This window comes from Aliirhizobium cellulosilyticum, from assembly GCF_014198105.1.
In the GTDB taxonomy this organism is placed as follows: domain Bacteria; phylum Pseudomonadota; class Alphaproteobacteria; order Rhizobiales; family Rhizobiaceae; genus Neorhizobium; species Neorhizobium cellulosilyticum.
The window spans coordinates 664,866-681,605 of the sequence record NZ_JACIGW010000001.1 but is presented as its reverse complement, the minus strand read 5'-3'; the positions used below and the strand labels follow the sequence as shown (position 1 = coordinate 681,605).

16 protein-coding genes are annotated in these 16,740 nt (G+C 59.3%); 4 read left to right on the top strand and 12 right to left on the bottom strand.

The window, feature by feature from the left end; all coding sequences use genetic code 11:
• Positions 1-22: 22 nt before the first annotated feature.
• From GGE33_RS03075 to GGE33_RS03035, 9 genes are all read right to left on the bottom strand, one after another.
• On the bottom strand, positions 23-751 hold the full coding sequence (locus GGE33_RS03075; protein ID WP_148145817.1) for an ABC transporter ATP-binding protein: 729 nt from the start codon (positions 749-751) through the stop codon (positions 23-25).
• Positions 751-1,629, bottom strand: coding sequence for an ABC transporter ATP-binding protein (locus GGE33_RS03070; protein WP_148145818.1), 879 nt, complete (start codon positions 1,627-1,629; stop codon positions 751-753). Before GGE33_RS03070 ends, GGE33_RS03075 begins: the two co-directional genes overlap by 1 nt.
• A complete protein-coding gene (gene livM / locus GGE33_RS03065) occupies positions 1,629-2,981 on the bottom strand; it encodes a high-affinity branched-chain amino acid ABC transporter permease LivM (protein WP_394353633.1) in 1,353 nt (450 codons plus the stop codon). Before livM ends, GGE33_RS03070 begins: the two co-directional genes overlap by 1 nt.
• A gap of 37 nt (positions 2,982-3,018) precedes the next feature.
• On the bottom strand, positions 3,019-3,921 hold the full coding sequence (locus GGE33_RS03060) for a branched-chain amino acid ABC transporter permease (RefSeq protein ID WP_148145820.1): 903 nt from the start codon (positions 3,919-3,921) through the stop codon (positions 3,019-3,021).
• Between the two features lie 267 nt (positions 3,922-4,188).
• Positions 4,189-6,615: a GcvT family protein gene (locus GGE33_RS03055; protein WP_183821187.1), complete on the bottom strand. Its 2,427-nt coding sequence runs from the start codon at positions 6,613-6,615 to the stop codon at positions 4,189-4,191.
• Between the two features lie 173 nt (positions 6,616-6,788).
• Entirely contained in the window at positions 6,789-7,340 is a 552-nt protein-coding gene (locus GGE33_RS03050) for a sarcosine oxidase subunit gamma (RefSeq protein ID WP_183821186.1), read from the bottom strand.
• 6 nt (positions 7,341-7,346) lie between these two features.
• Positions 7,347-10,304 (bottom strand): sarcosine oxidase subunit alpha family protein, encoded by a 2,958-nt coding sequence (locus tag GGE33_RS03045; RefSeq protein ID WP_183821185.1) that lies wholly within the window; start codon positions 10,302-10,304, stop codon positions 7,347-7,349.
• Positions 10,301-10,573, bottom strand: a complete 273-nt coding sequence (locus tag GGE33_RS03040) for a sarcosine oxidase subunit delta (protein WP_183821184.1) — start codon at positions 10,571-10,573, stop codon at positions 10,301-10,303. The genes GGE33_RS03045 and GGE33_RS03040 overlap by 4 nt, the downstream gene beginning before the upstream one ends.
• An 8-nt stretch (positions 10,574-10,581) precedes the next feature.
• Entirely contained in the window at positions 10,582-11,835 is a 1,254-nt protein-coding gene (locus tag GGE33_RS03035) for a sarcosine oxidase subunit beta family protein (protein WP_183821183.1), read from the bottom strand.
• 273 nt (positions 11,836-12,108) lie between these two features.
• On the opposite strand from GGE33_RS03035, the gene GGE33_RS03030 reads away from it, so the two are divergent.
• Both GGE33_RS03030 and sciP read left to right on the top strand, forming a co-directional pair.
• Entirely contained in the window at positions 12,109-13,140 is a 1,032-nt protein-coding gene (locus GGE33_RS03030) for a DUF2793 domain-containing protein (protein ID WP_183821182.1), read from the top strand.
• Positions 13,141-13,383: 243 nt separating this feature from the next.
• On the top strand, positions 13,384-13,659 hold the full coding sequence (gene sciP, locus GGE33_RS03025) for a CtrA inhibitor SciP (RefSeq protein ID WP_105414767.1): 276 nt from the start codon (positions 13,384-13,386) through the stop codon (positions 13,657-13,659).
• Between the two features lie 63 nt (positions 13,660-13,722).
• Here the strand turns inward: sciP and GGE33_RS03020 are convergent, their stop codons facing one another.
• Complete coding sequence (locus tag GGE33_RS03020) at positions 13,723-14,193, bottom strand: paraquat-inducible protein A (RefSeq protein WP_183821181.1); 471 nt, start codon at positions 14,191-14,193, stop codon at positions 13,723-13,725.
• 111 nt (positions 14,194-14,304) lie between these two features.
• On the opposite strand from GGE33_RS03020, the gene GGE33_RS03015 reads away from it, so the two are divergent.
• On the top strand, positions 14,305-14,583 hold the full coding sequence (locus GGE33_RS03015; protein ID WP_183821180.1) for a GNAT family N-acetyltransferase: 279 nt from the start codon (positions 14,305-14,307) through the stop codon (positions 14,581-14,583).
• Positions 14,584-14,704: 121 nt separating this feature from the next.
• Here the strand turns inward: GGE33_RS03015 and GGE33_RS03010 are convergent, their stop codons facing one another.
• Positions 14,705-15,055, bottom strand: a complete 351-nt coding sequence (locus GGE33_RS03010) for a flagellar export protein FliJ (RefSeq protein ID WP_112454130.1) — start codon at positions 15,053-15,055, stop codon at positions 14,705-14,707.
• Positions 15,056-15,477: 422 nt separating this feature from the next.
• Here GGE33_RS03010 and ctrA point away from each other — a divergent pair, with 422 nt between their 5' ends.
• A complete protein-coding gene (ctrA, locus tag GGE33_RS03005; RefSeq protein WP_046794530.1) occupies positions 15,478-16,179 on the top strand; it encodes a response regulator transcription factor CtrA in 702 nt (233 codons plus the stop codon).
• Between the two features lie 147 nt (positions 16,180-16,326).
• Here ctrA and GGE33_RS03000 read toward each other — a convergent pair whose 3' ends face one another.
• Complete coding sequence (locus tag GGE33_RS03000; RefSeq protein ID WP_148145829.1) at positions 16,327-16,689, bottom strand: response regulator; 363 nt, start codon at positions 16,687-16,689, stop codon at positions 16,327-16,329.
• Positions 16,690-16,740 lie beyond the last annotated feature (51 nt).

The following is a 16,740-nucleotide window of genomic DNA, read 5'->3' as shown; positions in this document are numbered from 1 at the left end:
GCCGTAAAGATGGTGATCGCGCTCAATGCCGGCCTCCTTCGAGGTAGGCGGCACGGACTTCCGGATTGGCGAGAAGCTCCTTGCCGGAGCCGCTCATCGTCACCTTGCCGTTGACCATGACATAGGCGCGGTCCGACAGTTTCAGCGCCGCGAATGCGTTCTGCTCCACGAGAAAGACGGTCAGCCCCTCCTCCTTGTTGAGCGTCTTGATCGCCTCGAAAATGCCCTTGACGATCAGCGGAGCCAGACCGAGCGACGGCTCGTCGAGCAGAAGCAGTTTCGGACGCGACATCAGCGCGCGACCGATCGACAGCATCTGCTGCTCGCCGCCCGAAAGCGTGCCGCCGCGCTGGCTCTGCCGCTCCTTCAGGCGCGGGAACATGACGAAGACCTTCTCGACGTCTTCCTTGAAATATTTCAGGTTGTCGAGATTGGCGCCCATCTGCAGGTTTTCCAGCACCGTCATGCGGGGGAAAATGCGGCGGCCTTCCGGCGACTGGGCGATGCGCTTGCGCGCGATCAGATGCGTCGGCAGCTTGGTAATATCCTCGCCGTCGAAGATGACCTGGCCGGTCTTGGCCTGCGGTGCCCCGCAGATTGTCATCATCAGCGTCGACTTGCCGGCGCCGTTGGCACCGATCAGGCTGACGATCTCGCCCTTGTTGACCTCGACATCGACGCCCGAGAGCGCGCGGATATTGCCGTAATAGGTTTCGACACCCTGGACTTTCAGAAGGGTTTCACCGGCCATCAGACGGTCCCCTCTTCGATAATGCCCTTGTCCAGCTTTTCCTCGATTTCTTCAACTTCATCATCCTCGACGCCGAGATATGCTGCGATGACCTTCGGGTCGTTTTTCACATGATCCGGCGTGCCGTCGGAGATCTTCTGACCATATTCCAGAACGACGACATGGTCGGAAATCTCCATGACGACCGACATGTCGTGCTCGATCAGGAGCAATGACGTGCCTTGGTCGCGGATGGCGCGCAACAGCGTGTTGAGCGTCAGGGATTCCTTCGGGTTGAGACCGGCGGCCGGTTCGTCCAGGCACAGAAGTTCCGGCCCGGTGCACATGGCGCGGGCGATTTCCAGGCGGCGCTGCGCACCATAGGAAAGGTCACCTGCGGGATCGTCGGCGCGATCGACGAGATCGGCCATTTCCAGCCAGTATTGCGCCTTCTCGATCGCAGCCTTCGCGGCGTTCTTGTAGGTCGGCAGCCCGAGCAGACCGAGGATCGTGAAGCCCGAAGCCTTCATCAGCACGTTGTGCTGCGCGACCAGCAGGTTTTCCAGAACCGTCAGGCCGGAAAACAGCCGGATGTTCTGGAAGGTGCGGGAGACACCCGCCACCTTGTTGATCTCGAAATCGCGCAGGCGCTCCAGCAGGAACTCCTTGCCGTTGTCGCGTGACAGCGTGATCATGCCCATGGTGGGCTTGTAGAAGCCGGTGATGCAGTTGAACACCGTGGTCTTGCCGGCACCGTTCGGGCCGATCAGTGCGGTGATTTCGCCGCGCTTGGCTTCGAACGAGAAGTCGTTGATGGCCATCAGGCCGCCGAACTTCATCGACAGGTGTTCGACCTTGAGGATAGCGTCTTTTGTCATTGTCATGGTCCCGGTCGTCATCAGCCGTGGCCTTCCTTGGTGAAGCTGCCGGAGACAGCTTTTCTCTCCTTCAGGAAGGCGGTTGGCTCACGGGTGCCGACAAAGCCGCGCGGCTTGAACAGCATGACGATGATCATCGCCAGACCGAAGAGCAGCATGCGGTAGAGTTCAGGCGTGAAGTCAGGCCCGAAGACATGCTTGAGGAACTCCATTTCGCGCAGCAATTCCGTGCCGCCGACCATGACGACCGCCGCAATGGCGATACCGGTGAGCGAACCCATGCCGCCGAGAACGACGATAGCAAGGATGACCGCCGATTCCAGGAAGACGAAGCTTTCCGGAGAGACGAAACCCTGACGGGCGGCGAAGAACGAGCCGGCGAAACCGCCGAACATCGCGCCCGTGGCGAACGCCGTCAGCTTGGTGGTGACGGTGTTGATGCCGAGCGAACGGCAGGCGATCTCGTCCTCACGCAGTGCCTCCCAGGCGCGGCCGATCGGCATGCGCCGCAGGCGAATGGTGACGTATGCCGTCAGCATGCAGAGTGCCAGAATGATGTAGAACAGGAACATCTTGTAATAGACCGACGAGGTCGGCAGACCCCAGGCCTTGGCAAAATTGTTCGGCGTGCCTGCGTCGAAGGACCAGATGCCGAAGAAGGTTGCCTTCTCGATGCCCGAGATGCCGAACGTGCCACGGGTGACATCCGTCCAGTTGATCAGGACGAGGCGGATGATCTCACCGAAGGCGAGCGTCACGATCGCAAGATAGTCTCCTCGCAGCCGCAGAACCGGGAAGCCGAGGATGATGCCCCAGAGCGCGGCCAGAATGCCGGCCATCGGCAGGAGCAGCCAGAAGGAGAAGCCGAAATGGGCCGACAGCAGCGCGTAGGAATAGGCGCCGACCGCGTAGAAGGCGACATAACCCAGATCGAGCAGGCCCGCGAGGCCGACGACGATGTTGAGGCCCCACGCGAGCATCACGTAGATGAGGATCTGGATGCCAAAGTTGTCGACATATTTCAGCGAGCCCTGACGGCCGAAGATGAGCATTGCCAGGAACGGATAGCAGAGCAGGAAGATCAGCGCGATCTTGAGGAAATGCGTGCGGAAGAAGCCCTTCTCGTCCGAGATTTCCAGAACGCCGCTCTTCGCCTTGGCCAGCTTGCGGCTGTCGAGATGCGGCTTGATGAAACCGACCGTCACGAAGCGGCCGATGGCGGCGACCGCGACGAAGACCGCAAGCAGCCCCCAGCGCGTCCGCCAGACCAGCTGGTTGTTGATGTCCTGATAGGTCTCGATGCCGACGAACAGCAGGAACATGCCGAACGCGATCAGGCCCGCGAAAATGCCTTCCTTGACGGCCTTTGCCATCAGGCCGGACTGGTTGTTTTCAGTGGTGTAAGCCATATCAGACCTTCTCCACTTCCGGACGACCGAGAATGCCGGTCGGCTTGAAGATCAGCACGATAGCAAGGATGGCGAAGGTCGCCACATCCTTGTAGGCAATCGAGAAATAGGCCGACCACAGGCTTTCGATCAGGCCGATCAGAAGCCCGCCGAGAACAGCGCCCGGCAGCGAGCCGATACCACCGAGAACGGCCGCGGTAAAAGCCTTTACGCCCGGAATGAATCCGTCGTTGAAGGATGCGACACCGTAATACATCAGGTACATCGCCCCGGCGACCGCCGCGAGTGCTGCACCCATGATGAAGGTTATCGAGATCGTCTTGTCGACATCGACGCCGAGTAGTGCCGCCATCTTGCGGTCCTGTTCGGTAGCGCGCTGGGCGCGGCCGAGCGGTGTCTTGTTGACGATGTACCAGAAGGCGAACAGCAGGATCGAGGTAATCACCACGATCAGGATCTGCTTCAGCGAAATGGTAATCGCGCCGAGGTGATAGGTGTCGGTGACAAGCGGTGGGATCGGCTTGTTGCGCGGTCCCTGCGTCACCTGGATGAAGTTCGACAGGGCGATCGACATACCGATCGCCGTAATCAGCGGCGCAAGGCGGAAGGATCCGCGCAACGGCCGGTAGGCCACGCGCTCGATCGTCCAGTTCCACAGGCCCGTCATCAGCATACCAACCAGCAGCATCAGCAGCAGCAACAGCGCTACCGGAATGCCGGCAAAGAAGGATGTCAGGATCAGGAAGATTATGAGGGCAGCGAAGCCGCCGAGCATGAAAATATCGCCATGGGCGAAGTTGATCATGCCGATGATACCGTAAACCATCGTATAGCCGATTGCCACGAGGCCATAGATGGATCCGAGAGTCAGCCCGTTGATGAGCTGCTGGATAAAGTATTCCATATAGTTTCCCCTAATGCGGTCCTTTGCGGCCGCACCATTCTTTCAAAGACCTGATGAGATCTTCAATTTTTTTGATTCCTATCCGTTTCGTTAAAAATGTGAAGTGCAAAAGAAAGAGGCAGATCAATTTTCACGAGCTTTTGCCCAGGATGGCGCAAATACACTCAGGAATGCCAGAAATGCGGCATGAACCTCACAGAAAATGAGCGTTTTCGGCGTGCAATAACGCCCTATCCAACCAGTGATTTTCTATAGAGTTTACAACTATCAAGAGCGCATTCGCGACCCGTTTGCGTCAAACAGCGGCACAGGCTGCAGGCGCGCCGGTAGCATTTCTCCCAGAATCTCAATCTGCCATCCATTCACCACTTCGGCGATCGCCTTCGGCACGTAGCCCATGGCGACCGAGACTCCGGATGCATGAGCATAACCGCCCGAAGTCACCCATCCCCTCACCTCTCCATCAAGCGAGATCGGCTCGTCGCCGATGACGTCGGCATCCACGGCATCAACGATCAGGGTGATGAGCCTCAATGCGCCGCCGGTAAGCTTTTCGTCGAGCACCGCCTCTTTGCCTATGAAATCGGCCGGTTTGCTATAGGAGATGAAACGGCCAAGCCCCGCCTCCGCCGGCCCGTAGAGCGGACGATATTCCCGCGACCAGCTGCCGAAGGATTTCTCGACGCGAAGAGCGTTGAGCGCCCGCAGGCCGAAAAGCGAAATGCCGAACTCCGCACCCGCCTCCATCAACGCATCGAACAGATAGCGCTGATATTCCGGCTTCATCCAGATTTCATAGCCGAGATCACCGGTATACGTGACCCGGCCGAGAATGACCGGCGCCATGCCGAGATCGATCTCGCGCACCGACATAAAGGGAAAGGCTCTATCCGATAGGTCGAGATGCGTCAGCTTCTGCAGCACCTCGCGTGCCTTCGGCCCGGCAACCGAGAGGCCCAGCAGGCCGAGATTGAGCGCCTCCACCCCGACCGAACCATCTTCGGGCAGATGCTGCTCGAACCAGCGCATGTGATAATCCTCGGCAATGCCGGAGCCGATCAGCAGGAATTCCTCATCCTCCAGCGCAGCAAGCGTGAAATCGCCGATCAGCTTGCCCGCCTCGTTCAGCATCGGCGTCAGCGCCATGCACCCTTCCGGCGGAATACGGCCGGCAAGCATGCGATCCAGCCAGCTCCGCGCGCCCCCACCTGCGATCAGGTATTTGGCGAAACCCGAGGTTTCCATCATGCCGACGGAAGCACGCACCGCCTTTGCTTCGTTTCCGACATGGTCAAAATCGGTCGAGCGCCGCCAGGAGAAAGCGTCTTCGACACCTTCCGGGGCAAACCACAACGGTGTTTCCAGCCCGTAGGATGCGCCGAACACGGCACCGGCAGCCTTCAGCTTGTCGCAGATCGGCGTCGTCAGCAGCGGGCGGGCGCCCGGCAGCTCCTCGTTCGGATAACGGATCGAGAAGCGGCGCGAATAGTTTTCTCGTACCTTGGCATTGGTATAACCGAGCGTCGCATAGTCGCCGTAACGGCAGACATCCATGGCGAAGACGTCGAAGCCCGGATCTCCGTTGATGATCCATTGCGCCAACGCCAGCCCGACGCCACCACCCTGGGAGAAGCCGGCCATCACCGCGCAGGCAGACCAGAAATTCGTCATGCCGCGCACCGGCCCGACCAGCGGATTGCCATCCGGCGAAAAGGTGAAGGGGCCGTTGATGATCGTCTTGATCCCGGCAGTATTGAAGGCCGGAAAGTGCCGGAAGCCGACCTCAAGCTCACCGGAAATCCGCTCGATATCCTCGGCCAGCAACTCGTGCCCGAAGGTCCACGGCGTCTCGATCGGCGACCACGGGCAGCAGTCCTTTTCATAGGTGCCCATCAGCATGCCGTTGCGTTCCTGGCGAATATAAATCTCGCCGTCAAAATCGACGCAATGCATCAGCTCGCGACCGGACTTTTGGTTGAACTCGATCACCTCAGGCATGTCCTCGGTGATCAGATACATATGTTCCATGGCAAGCACCGGCAGTTCCAGCCCGACCATGCGGCCAACCTCACGCGCCCAGAGCCCCGCAGCGTTGACGACGTGCTCGGCTCGAATCTCCCCCTTGTCCGTCACCACCCGCCACATGCCGTCCGGCAGCTGGATGAGCTCCTCCACCTTGGTGTGGAGATAGATTTCCGCCCCGTTCTTCTTCGCCGATTTCGCATAGGCGTGTGTCGTGCCGTAAGGATCGAGATGGCCCTCATGCGGATCGAAGACGGCGCCGACGAATTCCTTGGGATCGAGAAGCGGCATCATCTCATGCGCCTCTTCCACCGACACGAGCCGCGCCTCGCCGCCGGCATATTTCCCCTTGGCGAGTAGCGACTTGAACCAGTCGAACCGCTCATTGGTCGCTGCCAACATCAGGCCCGACGTCATGTGCAGGCCGATATCCTGGCCGGAATAGGCCTCGATCTCCTTGTAGAGCTCGACCGTGTATTTCTGCAGCTTGGCGACGTTGGGGTCACCGTTGATCGTGTGCATGCCGCCAGCCGCATGCCAGGTGGAACCGGAAGTAAGCTCGGACCGCTCGACCAGAACCACGTCCGTCCAGCCGAATTTCGTCAGATGGTAGAGGACGGAACAGCCGACGACACCGCCGCCGATCACCACAATCCGGGCATGGCTCTTCATTCAAATTCTCCGGTGAGAGCAGGACTTTCGTCATGCGTTGAATGCTGCAACTCACCGCAGCCTAATGACAATCAGAACGGCTCAGTAGACCGTTCTGCGAAGCCCAATGTCGCTTAGCGAAAAATACTTATCCAGTGAGCGTCATCAGTCATCACTCTGACTGACGATCCGCCTCACCACTCCGCAAAAGCGGCAGTCAGCGCGAACTCGCGGCCCATCTCCATCATTTCCTCGAATACCGAGCCTGCGAAGGAACGCGGCACGATGATCTCGAACGCCTCGGCTCCGGTGCGCGCCAGATTGGCAACCACGTGGCAGCAGAGCATGTTGGCCGAAGCGCCGATGTAAAATGCATCGGGATGCAGATCCACCGCCACGCATTTCGCCAGGATCTTGCGCACATTCGGGCCGGAAATCCTAAGCAGCACCCGGCCATCGCTCTGATCGACAGCCGAAGCGCCTGTGATTTCACCGAGAAGGTTCTCGACCACAGCAGCGCCTGACGCCGTCGAGACGACCAGCCACTCACCCGGCGCGCAGTCACGCAGCAGAGCACCCTCGATCGAATTCAGCGCTTGCTTGACGGAAGCCTCATTGCCGCGATGCGCCAACACCGAAAAAATCGCCGGACGGCGGATGACGGACAGATGGTTCGGATTGGCCTTGGCCTCGAAGCCTGCGAGATAATCTTCCAGCACATGCCGGTGATAGAGAGTGAGCGACATGATGGCCTACCCCTGAAGCTTGCTGTTGTCGGGATCGACGAAGACGGGCGGGCAGACCTGCGCCAGCACCTCTTTTCCGCGCAATCCATCCCAGACGACGATGGTTTCGCCATAGCGTTCCCGGCCGGATTTCAGCATCGCAAGGCCGATCGTATGACCGAGTGTCGGCGAGTGGCAGACCGAGGACACCCAGCCCTGGTCGCTTGCCATCGATGGCGGCACGTCTTCCTTCAGCAGATGCGCGCCGGCCAAAAATTCATCGAGCTTTTCCAACGGCCTCAAGCCCACGAGCTGCAACCGGTCGGCAGCGGTGAGGCCGAAACGGCTCGACTGTCGCTTGCCGATGAAATCCGGCTTTTGCAGCGCCATCATCCGGCCAAGGCCGAGATCGTCCGGCGTCGTGCGACCATCCATCTCGCTATGAGTGACAAAACCCTTCTCGATGCGCAGGACATTGAGTGCCTCGACGCCATAGGCGCAGATCCCCTCACCCTTGCCCGCCTCCATGATCGCGTCCGCAACCGCCTCGCCGTAACCGGCCGGAACAGCAAGCTCGTAAGCCAGCTCGCCCGAAAACGAGATGCGGAACAACCGCGCCTTTAGCCCACCGCGGAGCGTCACAGTTCTGGCGGCCAGATAGGGGAAGGCCGCATCGGAAATATCGTCTTCCACCACCCGGCTCATGATCGCCCGGGCGCGGGGCCCGGCGAGCGACATCTGCGCCCAATGGTCGGTCGTGGAGACAAAACGAACGTCGAGGTCAGGCCAGAAGGTGTGCGACGCAAATTCCAGATGCGCCATCACTTCTGCCGCATAGGCCGTCGTCGTGGTCATCACATAGTGGTTTTCGCCAAGGCGGCTCGTCGTACCGTCGTCGAAAATCATCCCGTCCTCGCGCAGCATCAGGCCGTACCGCGCCCTGCCGACCGGCAGCTTGAGGAAATTATTGCAATAGATACGGTTCAGGAATTCCGCCGCGTGGGTGCCGAAAATCTCGATCTTGCCGAGCGTCGAGACATCGCAAAGCCCGGCATTACTGCGGACATTCTTGACCTCGCGGTCGACGCTTTCGCGCCAGCTATTCTCCCCCGTCCGCGCAAACCAGGCGGAGCGATGCCACAAGCCGGTCTCGACGAAAGTGGCCCCATTCTTTTTCGCCCAGTCATGCAAGGGCGATGTACGAACCGGAGCCGCATGCTCGCCGCGCGATGTTCCTGCCAGAGCACCGAAAGAGACCGGCGTGTAGAACGGCCGGAAGGTCGTGGTGCCGATCTCGGTCGGAGAGACGCCGCGCATGCCGGCAACGATACCGACCGTGTTGACGCCCCCAAGCTTGCCCTGATCGGTCGCCATGCCGGCAGTGGTATAGCGTTTGGTATGCTCGATATGGCCGAACCCTTCCCGCTGGGCGAGCCCGAGATCGCTCACCGCCACATCGTTCTGGAAATCGACAAAGGCCTTGTCCTTGGCCCCCGGCACATACCAGACCGGCGCGAAGGCCGGATCATATTCGCCTTCCACCTCGGGGATGTTCATCTCGTAGGCGGCAAAGCCGAGTTCGCGTGCAAGCGCCGTGGCTTTACCGGCGCCATCTTGCAGACAGGCCGAAATCGTATCGGCGCCGGCAGCGGAACCAGCAGCAATGAAGGCTGAACCGACATCCGGTGCCATGAAGGCCTGGGCTTCGTCGGACCAGACGGGTTTTGCGCCGCGCTGGCACATCAGGTGTACGATCGGCGACCAGCCGCCCGAGATCGCCAGCGCATCGCAGGCGATCTGTTCCTGAAAACCGGACCGTTCGGCAATCAGCGCATCGATGCGATTGCGGCCCTTGGTGCCGACGACACCACCATTGCGGATCACCCGCACGCCATCTGGCCCGACATCCGCAGACTGTGCGCGCGCATCGATGATTGCCGTGACATCGACGCCAGCCGCCACCAGATCGGCTGCCGTGCGATAACCCGATCCACCATTGGTAAAGATGGCGACCTTGCCGCCCGCCGCCACGCCATATCGGTTGGCATAGGTGCGCATCGCGCTCGCCGTCATCACGCCCGGCTTGTCATTGCCGCCGAAAACCAGCGGCCGCTCTTCCGAGCCGGACGCCAGGATGGCGCGTTTGGCGACGATACGCCAGAGACGTTCCATCGGCAGGTCCGGCGACGGTGCGGAGACATGTTTCTGCACCCGCTCGACGGCACCGAAAACCATATCGTCATACCAGCCGAACACGGTGGTGCGCGGCATCAGCGTGACATTTGGAAGTTCCGCCAGTTCCTCGATCATCGCCTTGGCGAAATCGGCAGCCGCAATACCACCCAACGAGGCGCTTTCGGACAGAAGCGATCCGCCAAGCCGAAAACCTTCGTCCGCGAGGATAACCCGTGCGCCGGCACGCCCTGCGGCCAGCGCCGCCATCAGCCCGGCGGGACCGGAACCGATAACCAGCAGATCGCAATGCGCCCAGGATTTCTCGTAGCGATCCGGATCGGCCTGCATCGTCAGCTTGCCGAGGCCGGCTGCGCGACGGATGACCGGCTCGTAGAGCTTTTCCCAAAGCGCTGCCGGCCACATGAAGGTTTTGTAGTAGAAGCCCGCACCCAGCATCGGCGAAAGCAGGCCGTTTATCGCGCCGATATCGAATGACAATGAAGGCCAGCGGTTCTGGCTGACCGCCGTCAGCCCGTCGTAAAGCTCGGCGACGGTCGCGCGCACATTCGGCTCGGCGCGCGCGCCGGCGCCGATCGTCATCAGCGCATTCGGTTCGGCAGAGCCGGCCGTAACCGGACCGCGCGGACGGTGATATTTGAAGCTGCGGCCCATCAGCATCTGGTCGTTGGCAAGCAGGGCAGACGCGAGCGTATCGCCCTCGAACCCCTTGTAGGTCTTGCCGTCGAACGTGAAGGTCAGCGGTTGGCCGCGATTGACCCGGCCTGCGGATCCCAGACGATAGGAGGTCATTCACTTGGCTCCCTGATCGCTGCGGCATCGACGACGCTGAACACATCATGAGTCACGTTGTCGCGGTCGACAATCAGCCAGCGGCGGCAGCCGGCCGCATGGTGCCAGTATTCCTGGTAACGGCCTTTCGGATTTTCCCGCAGATAGACGTAGGCGTGCCAGTCCTCCTCGCTCGCGGCAGGATGAGGGCGCGCCAGCGCCGCGCCGCGAATGGAAAACTCTTCCTTGGGTCTGGTACCGCAATGCGGACAGGTAATGAGGCTTGCCATGGACTATCTCAGTGAATGTTCGGCTGGGGGCCTTTGCCCGCTTCGTCGATCATGTGGCCGCGCTCGAAGCGGTCGAGCCGCAGGAAGCGCGAAACATGGTGGCTCTCGTTCTTGGCGATCAGGTGAGCGAAACAGAAGCCCGAGGCGGGCGTCGCCTTGAACCCGCCGTAACACCATCCCGCATTGAGGTAGAGATTGTCGATCGGCGTCCGGTCGATGATCGGCGAACCATCCATCGACATGTCCATCACCCCACCCCATGAGCGCAGAACCTTACCGCGGGATAGGCCGGGGATAAGCGAGACGCCCTCCTCCATCGTATGCTCGACGGTCGCAAGATTGCCGCGCTGGGCGTAGGACGAATAATAATCGATATCCGCACCGAAGACCAAGCCGCCCTTGTCGGACTGCGAAATGTAGAAATGCCCGGCGCCATAGACGATCACATGATCAATCGCCGGCTTGATCCCTTCGGAGACGAAAGCCTGAAGCACATGGGTCTCGATCGGCAGTTCAAGCCCCGCCATCCGCGCGGTCTCGGAGGAATGGCCGGCAGTCGCCAGCGCCAGCTTGTTGCAGCCGATAAAGCCCTTGTTGGTGTCGACGCCAGTTACCCGGCCCTGCCCGTCGCGACGGATGGCATTTACCTCGCAATGCTGAATGATATCGACGCCGCGCATGTCGGCGCCGCGCGCATAGCCCCAGGCGACCGCATCGTGCCGCACCGTTCCGCCACGCTTCTGCAAAAGGCCGGCAAGGATAGGGAAGCGTGCGTGATCGTAATTGAGATAAGGCATCAATGCCTGGAGCTGCTTGCGGTCGAGCAATTCAGCATCGACCCCGTGCATACGCATGGCGTTGCCGCGCCGCGCATAGGCATCGCGCTGCCCGTCGGAATGCGCCAGCATCATCACTCCGCGCTGGCTGACCATGGCATTATAGTTGAAATCCTGCTCGAGCCCTTCCCACAGCTTCAGCGAAAATTCGTAGAAGGGGATATTGCCTTCGAGCAGATAGTTGGAGCGGATGATCGTCGTGTTTCGGCCGACATTGCCGGAGCCGATATAGCCTTTTTCCAGCACCGCGATGTTGGTGATGCCGAATTCCTTGGCAAGATAATAGGCCGTCGACAGGCCATGCCCGCCGCCACCGACAATGATCACATCGTAATGCGATTTCGGCTCCGGCTCACGCCATGCCGGTTTCCATAGCCGGTTGCCCGAAAGCGCCTGCTTGATGATCGAATATGCCGAATATCGCATCCATCCGTCCCGTTCATGTCCGGTCCACCTTCGCATATGCAGGGATAAGGACAAGCGCAATGAGGACACCACCGGTTCCGTTTGCGACAGCTTTCCCTGCATCACATCAGGTTCTTGCGCCGATAGGACGGAGCCCGCGACACTATCCCCGAAGCAGACCGCGGGGATGAATAGCAAGGTCGCGCAAGTGCTTTCAATAGCTTGGCTTCAACTTCGTCCCCGCAGCATCGGCACGGCCGTAAAATCCGGCAAACATAATTGCCGGAGATGACCATGAGCGACCGCACCACCAATCTCGACATGCCTTTCATAATGCCCTCGCAGGCACAGAAACACGTCACCCATAACGAGGCCCTGCTGCTGCTGGATGCGATCGTTCAGCTTTCCGTGATCGGGGAAAGCGTCAGTCCTCCGGAAACGCCTGAGCCCGGAGATCGCTTCGTCGTCGCAACCGGCGCAACGGATGCATGGAGCGGTCGCGACGGCCAGATGGCCATCTGGCAGGATGGTTATTGGGCCTTTGCTAAGCCGGGCACGGGCTGGCGCGCGTGGTTCGAAACAGCCGGCAGGCTGAAGGTCTTCGACGGATCCGCATGGCAGGACCTACCCTTGCCCGAGAACGCCGGCGTCATGACGCTCGGGATTGCTGCCACCGCCGACAGCACCAATAGACTTTCCCTCTCCTCTTCCGCCAGCCTCTTCAATCATGCGGGCGACAGCCATAGGCTGAAGATCAACAAGGCGTCGGCTTCAGATACCGCCACCTTGCTCTTCCAGTCAGGCTGGACAGGGCATGCGGAAATGGGGCTGGCAGGAAATACCGATTTTTCCATCAAGGTCAGCAATGGATCAGACTGGAAAAACGGCCTTGTCATCGACGGCGCCGGCCGCGTCACCATGCCCAACCAGCCTGCAGCCAGGCTCTATCGTAGCGGCACGAGTTTCGCGCCGACCTCGGGACAACAGAGCGGCATGTCGGACTTCGCCTTGAACCGGGGCGGCTTTACGCTCGGAGCGGCTGTTGCGGGCGGAGGCAACGCGATCGTCATACCCGCAACCGGCCTTTATCTTATAGCCCTCACGCTTTCTATTGCAGCGGCCGCCGCCGCCTATGGCGTGACGGTTTCGCGCAATGGTAGTCCGGGCCTGCTGACGCTTGCCGGCGCGGCCGGGAATTCCACGACATTGTCGTCTTCCGCTATCGTCCAGTTGCAACAAGGGGATACGCTGACATTCAGCCATACAGGTTCCGCCACGCTCAATGCCGGACCAACAGGAACTATCCTTTCAGTCGCAATGATTTAGCGAAAAAACTTCAAAAAATGATACAGGCCCGTGCCAAATTCGCACAGCCCGCCACGCTCAATTCGACTCTCTCGCCCTCTCCCCCTCCCCTGCAAGCCTTATTTCACAGGGGATTGAGGGCTAAGGCACAGAAAAAATACGACCTTTGCGAGTTAGGTCACATTTGCGGAACCTGTTTAGTCAAATGTTAAAACTGCCGGACTAGGCTCCTCGGCGTGGTCTTGTGTTGTGTAGAGAGTTCCAATGACCGAAATGATCCGTCCACGAGTTAAATATGTCATCGGCCCCGATGGCAGCCCCCTTACGATTGCGGACCTTCCCCCGGCCAATACGCGCCGCTGGGTTATCCGTCGTAAGGCTGAGGTTGTCGCGGCTGTTCGCGGTGGCTTGTTGAGCTTGGAGGAAGCCTGCGACCGTTATACGCTTACCGTCGAAGAATTCCTCTCCTGGCAGTCGTCGATCAACGATCATGGCCTTGCCGGCCTGCGTACGACGCGTATCCAGCAGTACCGCCACTAGGCGCATCCGGCGAAAAGCCACCCTTATCCGGGTGCTGTGATCAAGGTCGCGGCATCCTTTGTTTTATCCCTTTTCCGATTGCCGATCCGTCTTTCCCAGTTTGACCACAGAGGGAAAGATGGCCGCAATCACGGCGGACGCCGCATAACACCAGAAACCGGGAAGCGTGACGGCAGTCGCAACGCCGCTCGTCTTCGCCGCGAAGATGACGATCGCGACAAGCATCACGTCCATCATCGACCATCTGGCAAGATGCGGCATCGCTTGGCTAAGCAATTGCGACCTCCCCTCGCCGGCCGCGACCTCAAGCCCGAGAGCGATCAGCTTGACTGCTGGAAACGCGAGCGAAAAAGCGCCGACAGCAATGGCCAGCCCGAAATTCCCATCTCCCCACAACTCTCCGACAAGCTGCAGCAGTGATGGCTCGCTGCTGAAAAAGTAAAGCTGATCGAACCGCATGATCGGCAGGCTCACGCCGAATGCGAGAAGCACTGCCGATAGACCCAGTATCGAAAACGGTACAATCCGGCTCAAGCAAACTCCCTGAAAGACGCCTCAAAACTGAAGTCGAAAGCTGAGCTTCATAACATGGCGCAAATCGGTTTATGCTCCAAGCCGACATGTGAATGCGACAGGAGCAACAAAATGGAAATCAGCCGCGAAGAGAAAACATCGGGTGGACGTTATGCCGCAAGTGTCGAGGGACATGAGGCCGAGATGACCTATTCCCGCACCTCGCCGCAACTGATCATCATCGATCACACCGGCGTTCCGGATGCTCTGCGCGGCAAGGGCGTCGGCCAGGCTCTGGCAAAATTCGCGGTTGATGATGCACGCCGGGGCGGCTGGAAGATCATTCCGCTTTGCCCCTTCTTCAAGGCCCAGGTCGAGCGCCACCCCGAATGGCAGGACGTCATCAAATAAATCATCGCTTCACTTCGAAGCAGAAGACGATCGGCTGAACGATCTGCAGCCGTACAGAAAATGGAAAAAGGGCGCCGCCCCTTGCGGGTCGCCCTCTTCAGCTCCTCGATGCATCCGCGCGTTAGGCGCGGGCGCGCATCCCGCCGTCACGCTCTTCGAGCGCCGAAGCCTTGGCGAGTTCCGCCTCCGCCTCTTCCAGTGCCAGTTCGGCACTATCCTGCTGAACCTTCAGTTCTCGAATCGAGACCTGCAGGTTATCCGCCCGCTGCCGTGCGGCCTTTGCAAAGGTCGGATAAGCGAAATGACCCGGATCGGTGATCCCGGACTTTTTCTCTTCAAGCGTGATCTGGTGTTCCAGTTCCTTCGCCATCCGTTCGAATTCTGCCATCATCATCTGCAACTGCTGCAGCTGACGACGCTTTTCGTTAACCTGAAATCCCTTCAGGCGAACAAGGCTGTCACGCGACTTCATACGCAATACTCCGTGGATACCAACACCCCGGCCCGTGATCTGCCTGTTACACTGCAGATCAAAAAATTTCTGACGCGTTAATAAATTTGACGCGGCATTAACTTTTCGTTTACGGGCATCATTAATGATAAAGACGATCGTTTAAGGGTCGGTAAATACCAAGTCCGAATTGGACAGCGGCAATGTGTCAGCCGCAAGAATCACTTAGCGAAACTTCCTCGTTCGCTGATTCAACATGGTGATGTCCAATCCGTAAAGGAAAACAGGCTGCTACTTATTTTGCTTAATAAATTGATGCACCTTGCCAAATCAGGTCACAGTTTGTTAACCATTTGGTGGCAGCTTCCAAATCAGGCACAGTCTGGATCCGTAACGAGTGAGGGGGCAAAAGGTAACCTTGCGCGGCGGTAAAGGGGAAAAATATGCGGGTTCTACTCATCGAAGATGACAGCGCGACAGCGCAGAGCATCGAGCTGATGCTGAAATCGGAAAGCTTTAATGTCTACACCACTGATCTTGGTGAAGAAGGCGTCGATCTTGGCAAGCTATACGACTACGACATCATTCTTCTTGACCTGAACTTGCCCGACATGTCGGGTTATGAAGTTCTGCGGACGCTCCGTCTGTCCAAGGTCAAGACGCCGATCCTCATCCTTTCCGGCATGGCCGGCATCGAGGACAAGGTACGCGGTCTCGGCTTCGGCGCCGACGACTACATGACCAAGCCCTTCCACAAGGACGAACTGGTTGCTCGCATTCATGCGATCGTCCGTCGCTCCAAGGGTCACGCCCAGTCGATCATCATCACCGGCGAACTGATCGTGAACCTCGACGCCAAGACCGTCGAAGTCGGCGGCCAGCGCGTTCACCTGACGGGCAAGGAATACCAGATGCTGGAGCTGCTTTCGCTCCGCAAGGGTACCACGCTCACCAAGGAAATGTTCCTGAACCACCTTTACGGTGGCATGGACGAGCCGGAACTGAAGATCATCGACGTCTTCATCTGCAAGCTGCGTAAGAAGCTTGCAAATGCAGCCGGTGGGGCAAACTACATCGAAACCGTCTGGGGCCGCGGCTACGTGCTTCGCGAGCCGGATGGTGCGGAATACGCCGAAACGGCCTGACGCCTACGGCATTCCCCTTTGCCTTAAAACCCGCTTGGTGCGCCAGGCGGGTTTTATTTTGTCCGCCTTAGGCATGTTAAGTGCACCGAACAAAAAACGGCGACCGAGGCCGCCGTTCAAACCTGGACGTCAAAGCTTCGGCCGCGATCAGGCTGCGGCAGCGTAAGGAGAAAACACCGAAGTGAGGATCTTCCGGTCGAACGGCTTCAGCAGGAAATCGTCGGCCCCTGCCCGCTTGCCTGCCATCATCCGCTTCAGATCGGCCTCAATGACGCAGTAGAAAATCTTAACGCTCTTTCCGTTGGGTAGCGCACGCACGGCAGCAATCAGGTCCAGCGCCCCGTCGAGGCTCGCATCGACGATCATGAAATTCGGCAGTTCGGTCTGGCAGCCTCTCAGCGCATCGCGAGAATCGCCCGCTTCAGCGACAAGAAATCCCAGTTCGGAAAGAATACGCTTGCCGACTTTCCGCACAATATCAGTACTATCTGCGATCATCAGACGTTGCATAACCCGCTCCCCTTCAGCGACCGCCACGGCGGTAGACCCTGCAGATATAGC

Bases quoted from the DNA above. Each gene is read 5' to 3' on its own strand.
- GGE33_RS03075 (WP_148145817.1), bottom strand. From the start codon at position 751: ATGGCCGGTGAAACCCTTCTGAAAGTCCAGGGTGTCGAAACCTATTAC.
- GGE33_RS03070 (WP_148145818.1), bottom strand. From the start codon at position 1,629: ATGACGACCGGGACCATGACAATGACAAAAGACGCTATCCTCAAGGTC.
- livM (WP_394353633.1), bottom strand. From the start codon at position 2,981: ATGGCAAAGGCCGTCAAGGAAGGCATTTTCGCGGGCCTGATCGCGTTC.
- GGE33_RS03060 (WP_148145820.1), bottom strand. From the start codon at position 3,921: ATGGAATACTTTATCCAGCAGCTCATCAACGGGCTGACTCTCGGATCC.
- GGE33_RS03055 (WP_183821187.1), bottom strand. From the start codon at position 6,615: ATGAAGAGCCATGCCCGGATTGTGGTGATCGGCGGCGGTGTCGTCGGC.
- GGE33_RS03050 (WP_183821186.1), bottom strand. From the start codon at position 7,340: ATGTCGCTCACTCTCTATCACCGGCATGTGCTGGAAGATTATCTCGCA.
- GGE33_RS03045 (WP_183821185.1), bottom strand. From the start codon at position 10,304: ATGACCTCCTATCGTCTGGGATCCGCAGGCCGGGTCAATCGCGGCCAA.
- GGE33_RS03040 (WP_183821184.1), bottom strand. From the start codon at position 10,573: ATGGCAAGCCTCATTACCTGTCCGCATTGCGGTACCAGACCCAAGGAA.
- GGE33_RS03035 (WP_183821183.1), bottom strand. From the start codon at position 11,835: ATGCGATATTCGGCATATTCGATCATCAAGCAGGCGCTTTCGGGCAAC.
- GGE33_RS03030 (WP_183821182.1), top strand. From the start codon at position 12,109: ATGAGCGACCGCACCACCAATCTCGACATGCCTTTCATAATGCCCTCG.
- sciP (WP_105414767.1), top strand. From the start codon at position 13,384: ATGACCGAAATGATCCGTCCACGAGTTAAATATGTCATCGGCCCCGAT.
- GGE33_RS03015 (WP_183821180.1), top strand. From the start codon at position 14,305: ATGGAAATCAGCCGCGAAGAGAAAACATCGGGTGGACGTTATGCCGCA.
- GGE33_RS03010 (WP_112454130.1), bottom strand. From the start codon at position 15,055: ATGAAGTCGCGTGACAGCCTTGTTCGCCTGAAGGGATTTCAGGTTAAC.
- ctrA (WP_046794530.1), top strand. From the start codon at position 15,478: ATGCGGGTTCTACTCATCGAAGATGACAGCGCGACAGCGCAGAGCATC.
- GGE33_RS03000 (WP_148145829.1), bottom strand. From the start codon at position 16,689: ATGCAACGTCTGATGATCGCAGATAGTACTGATATTGTGCGGAAAGTC.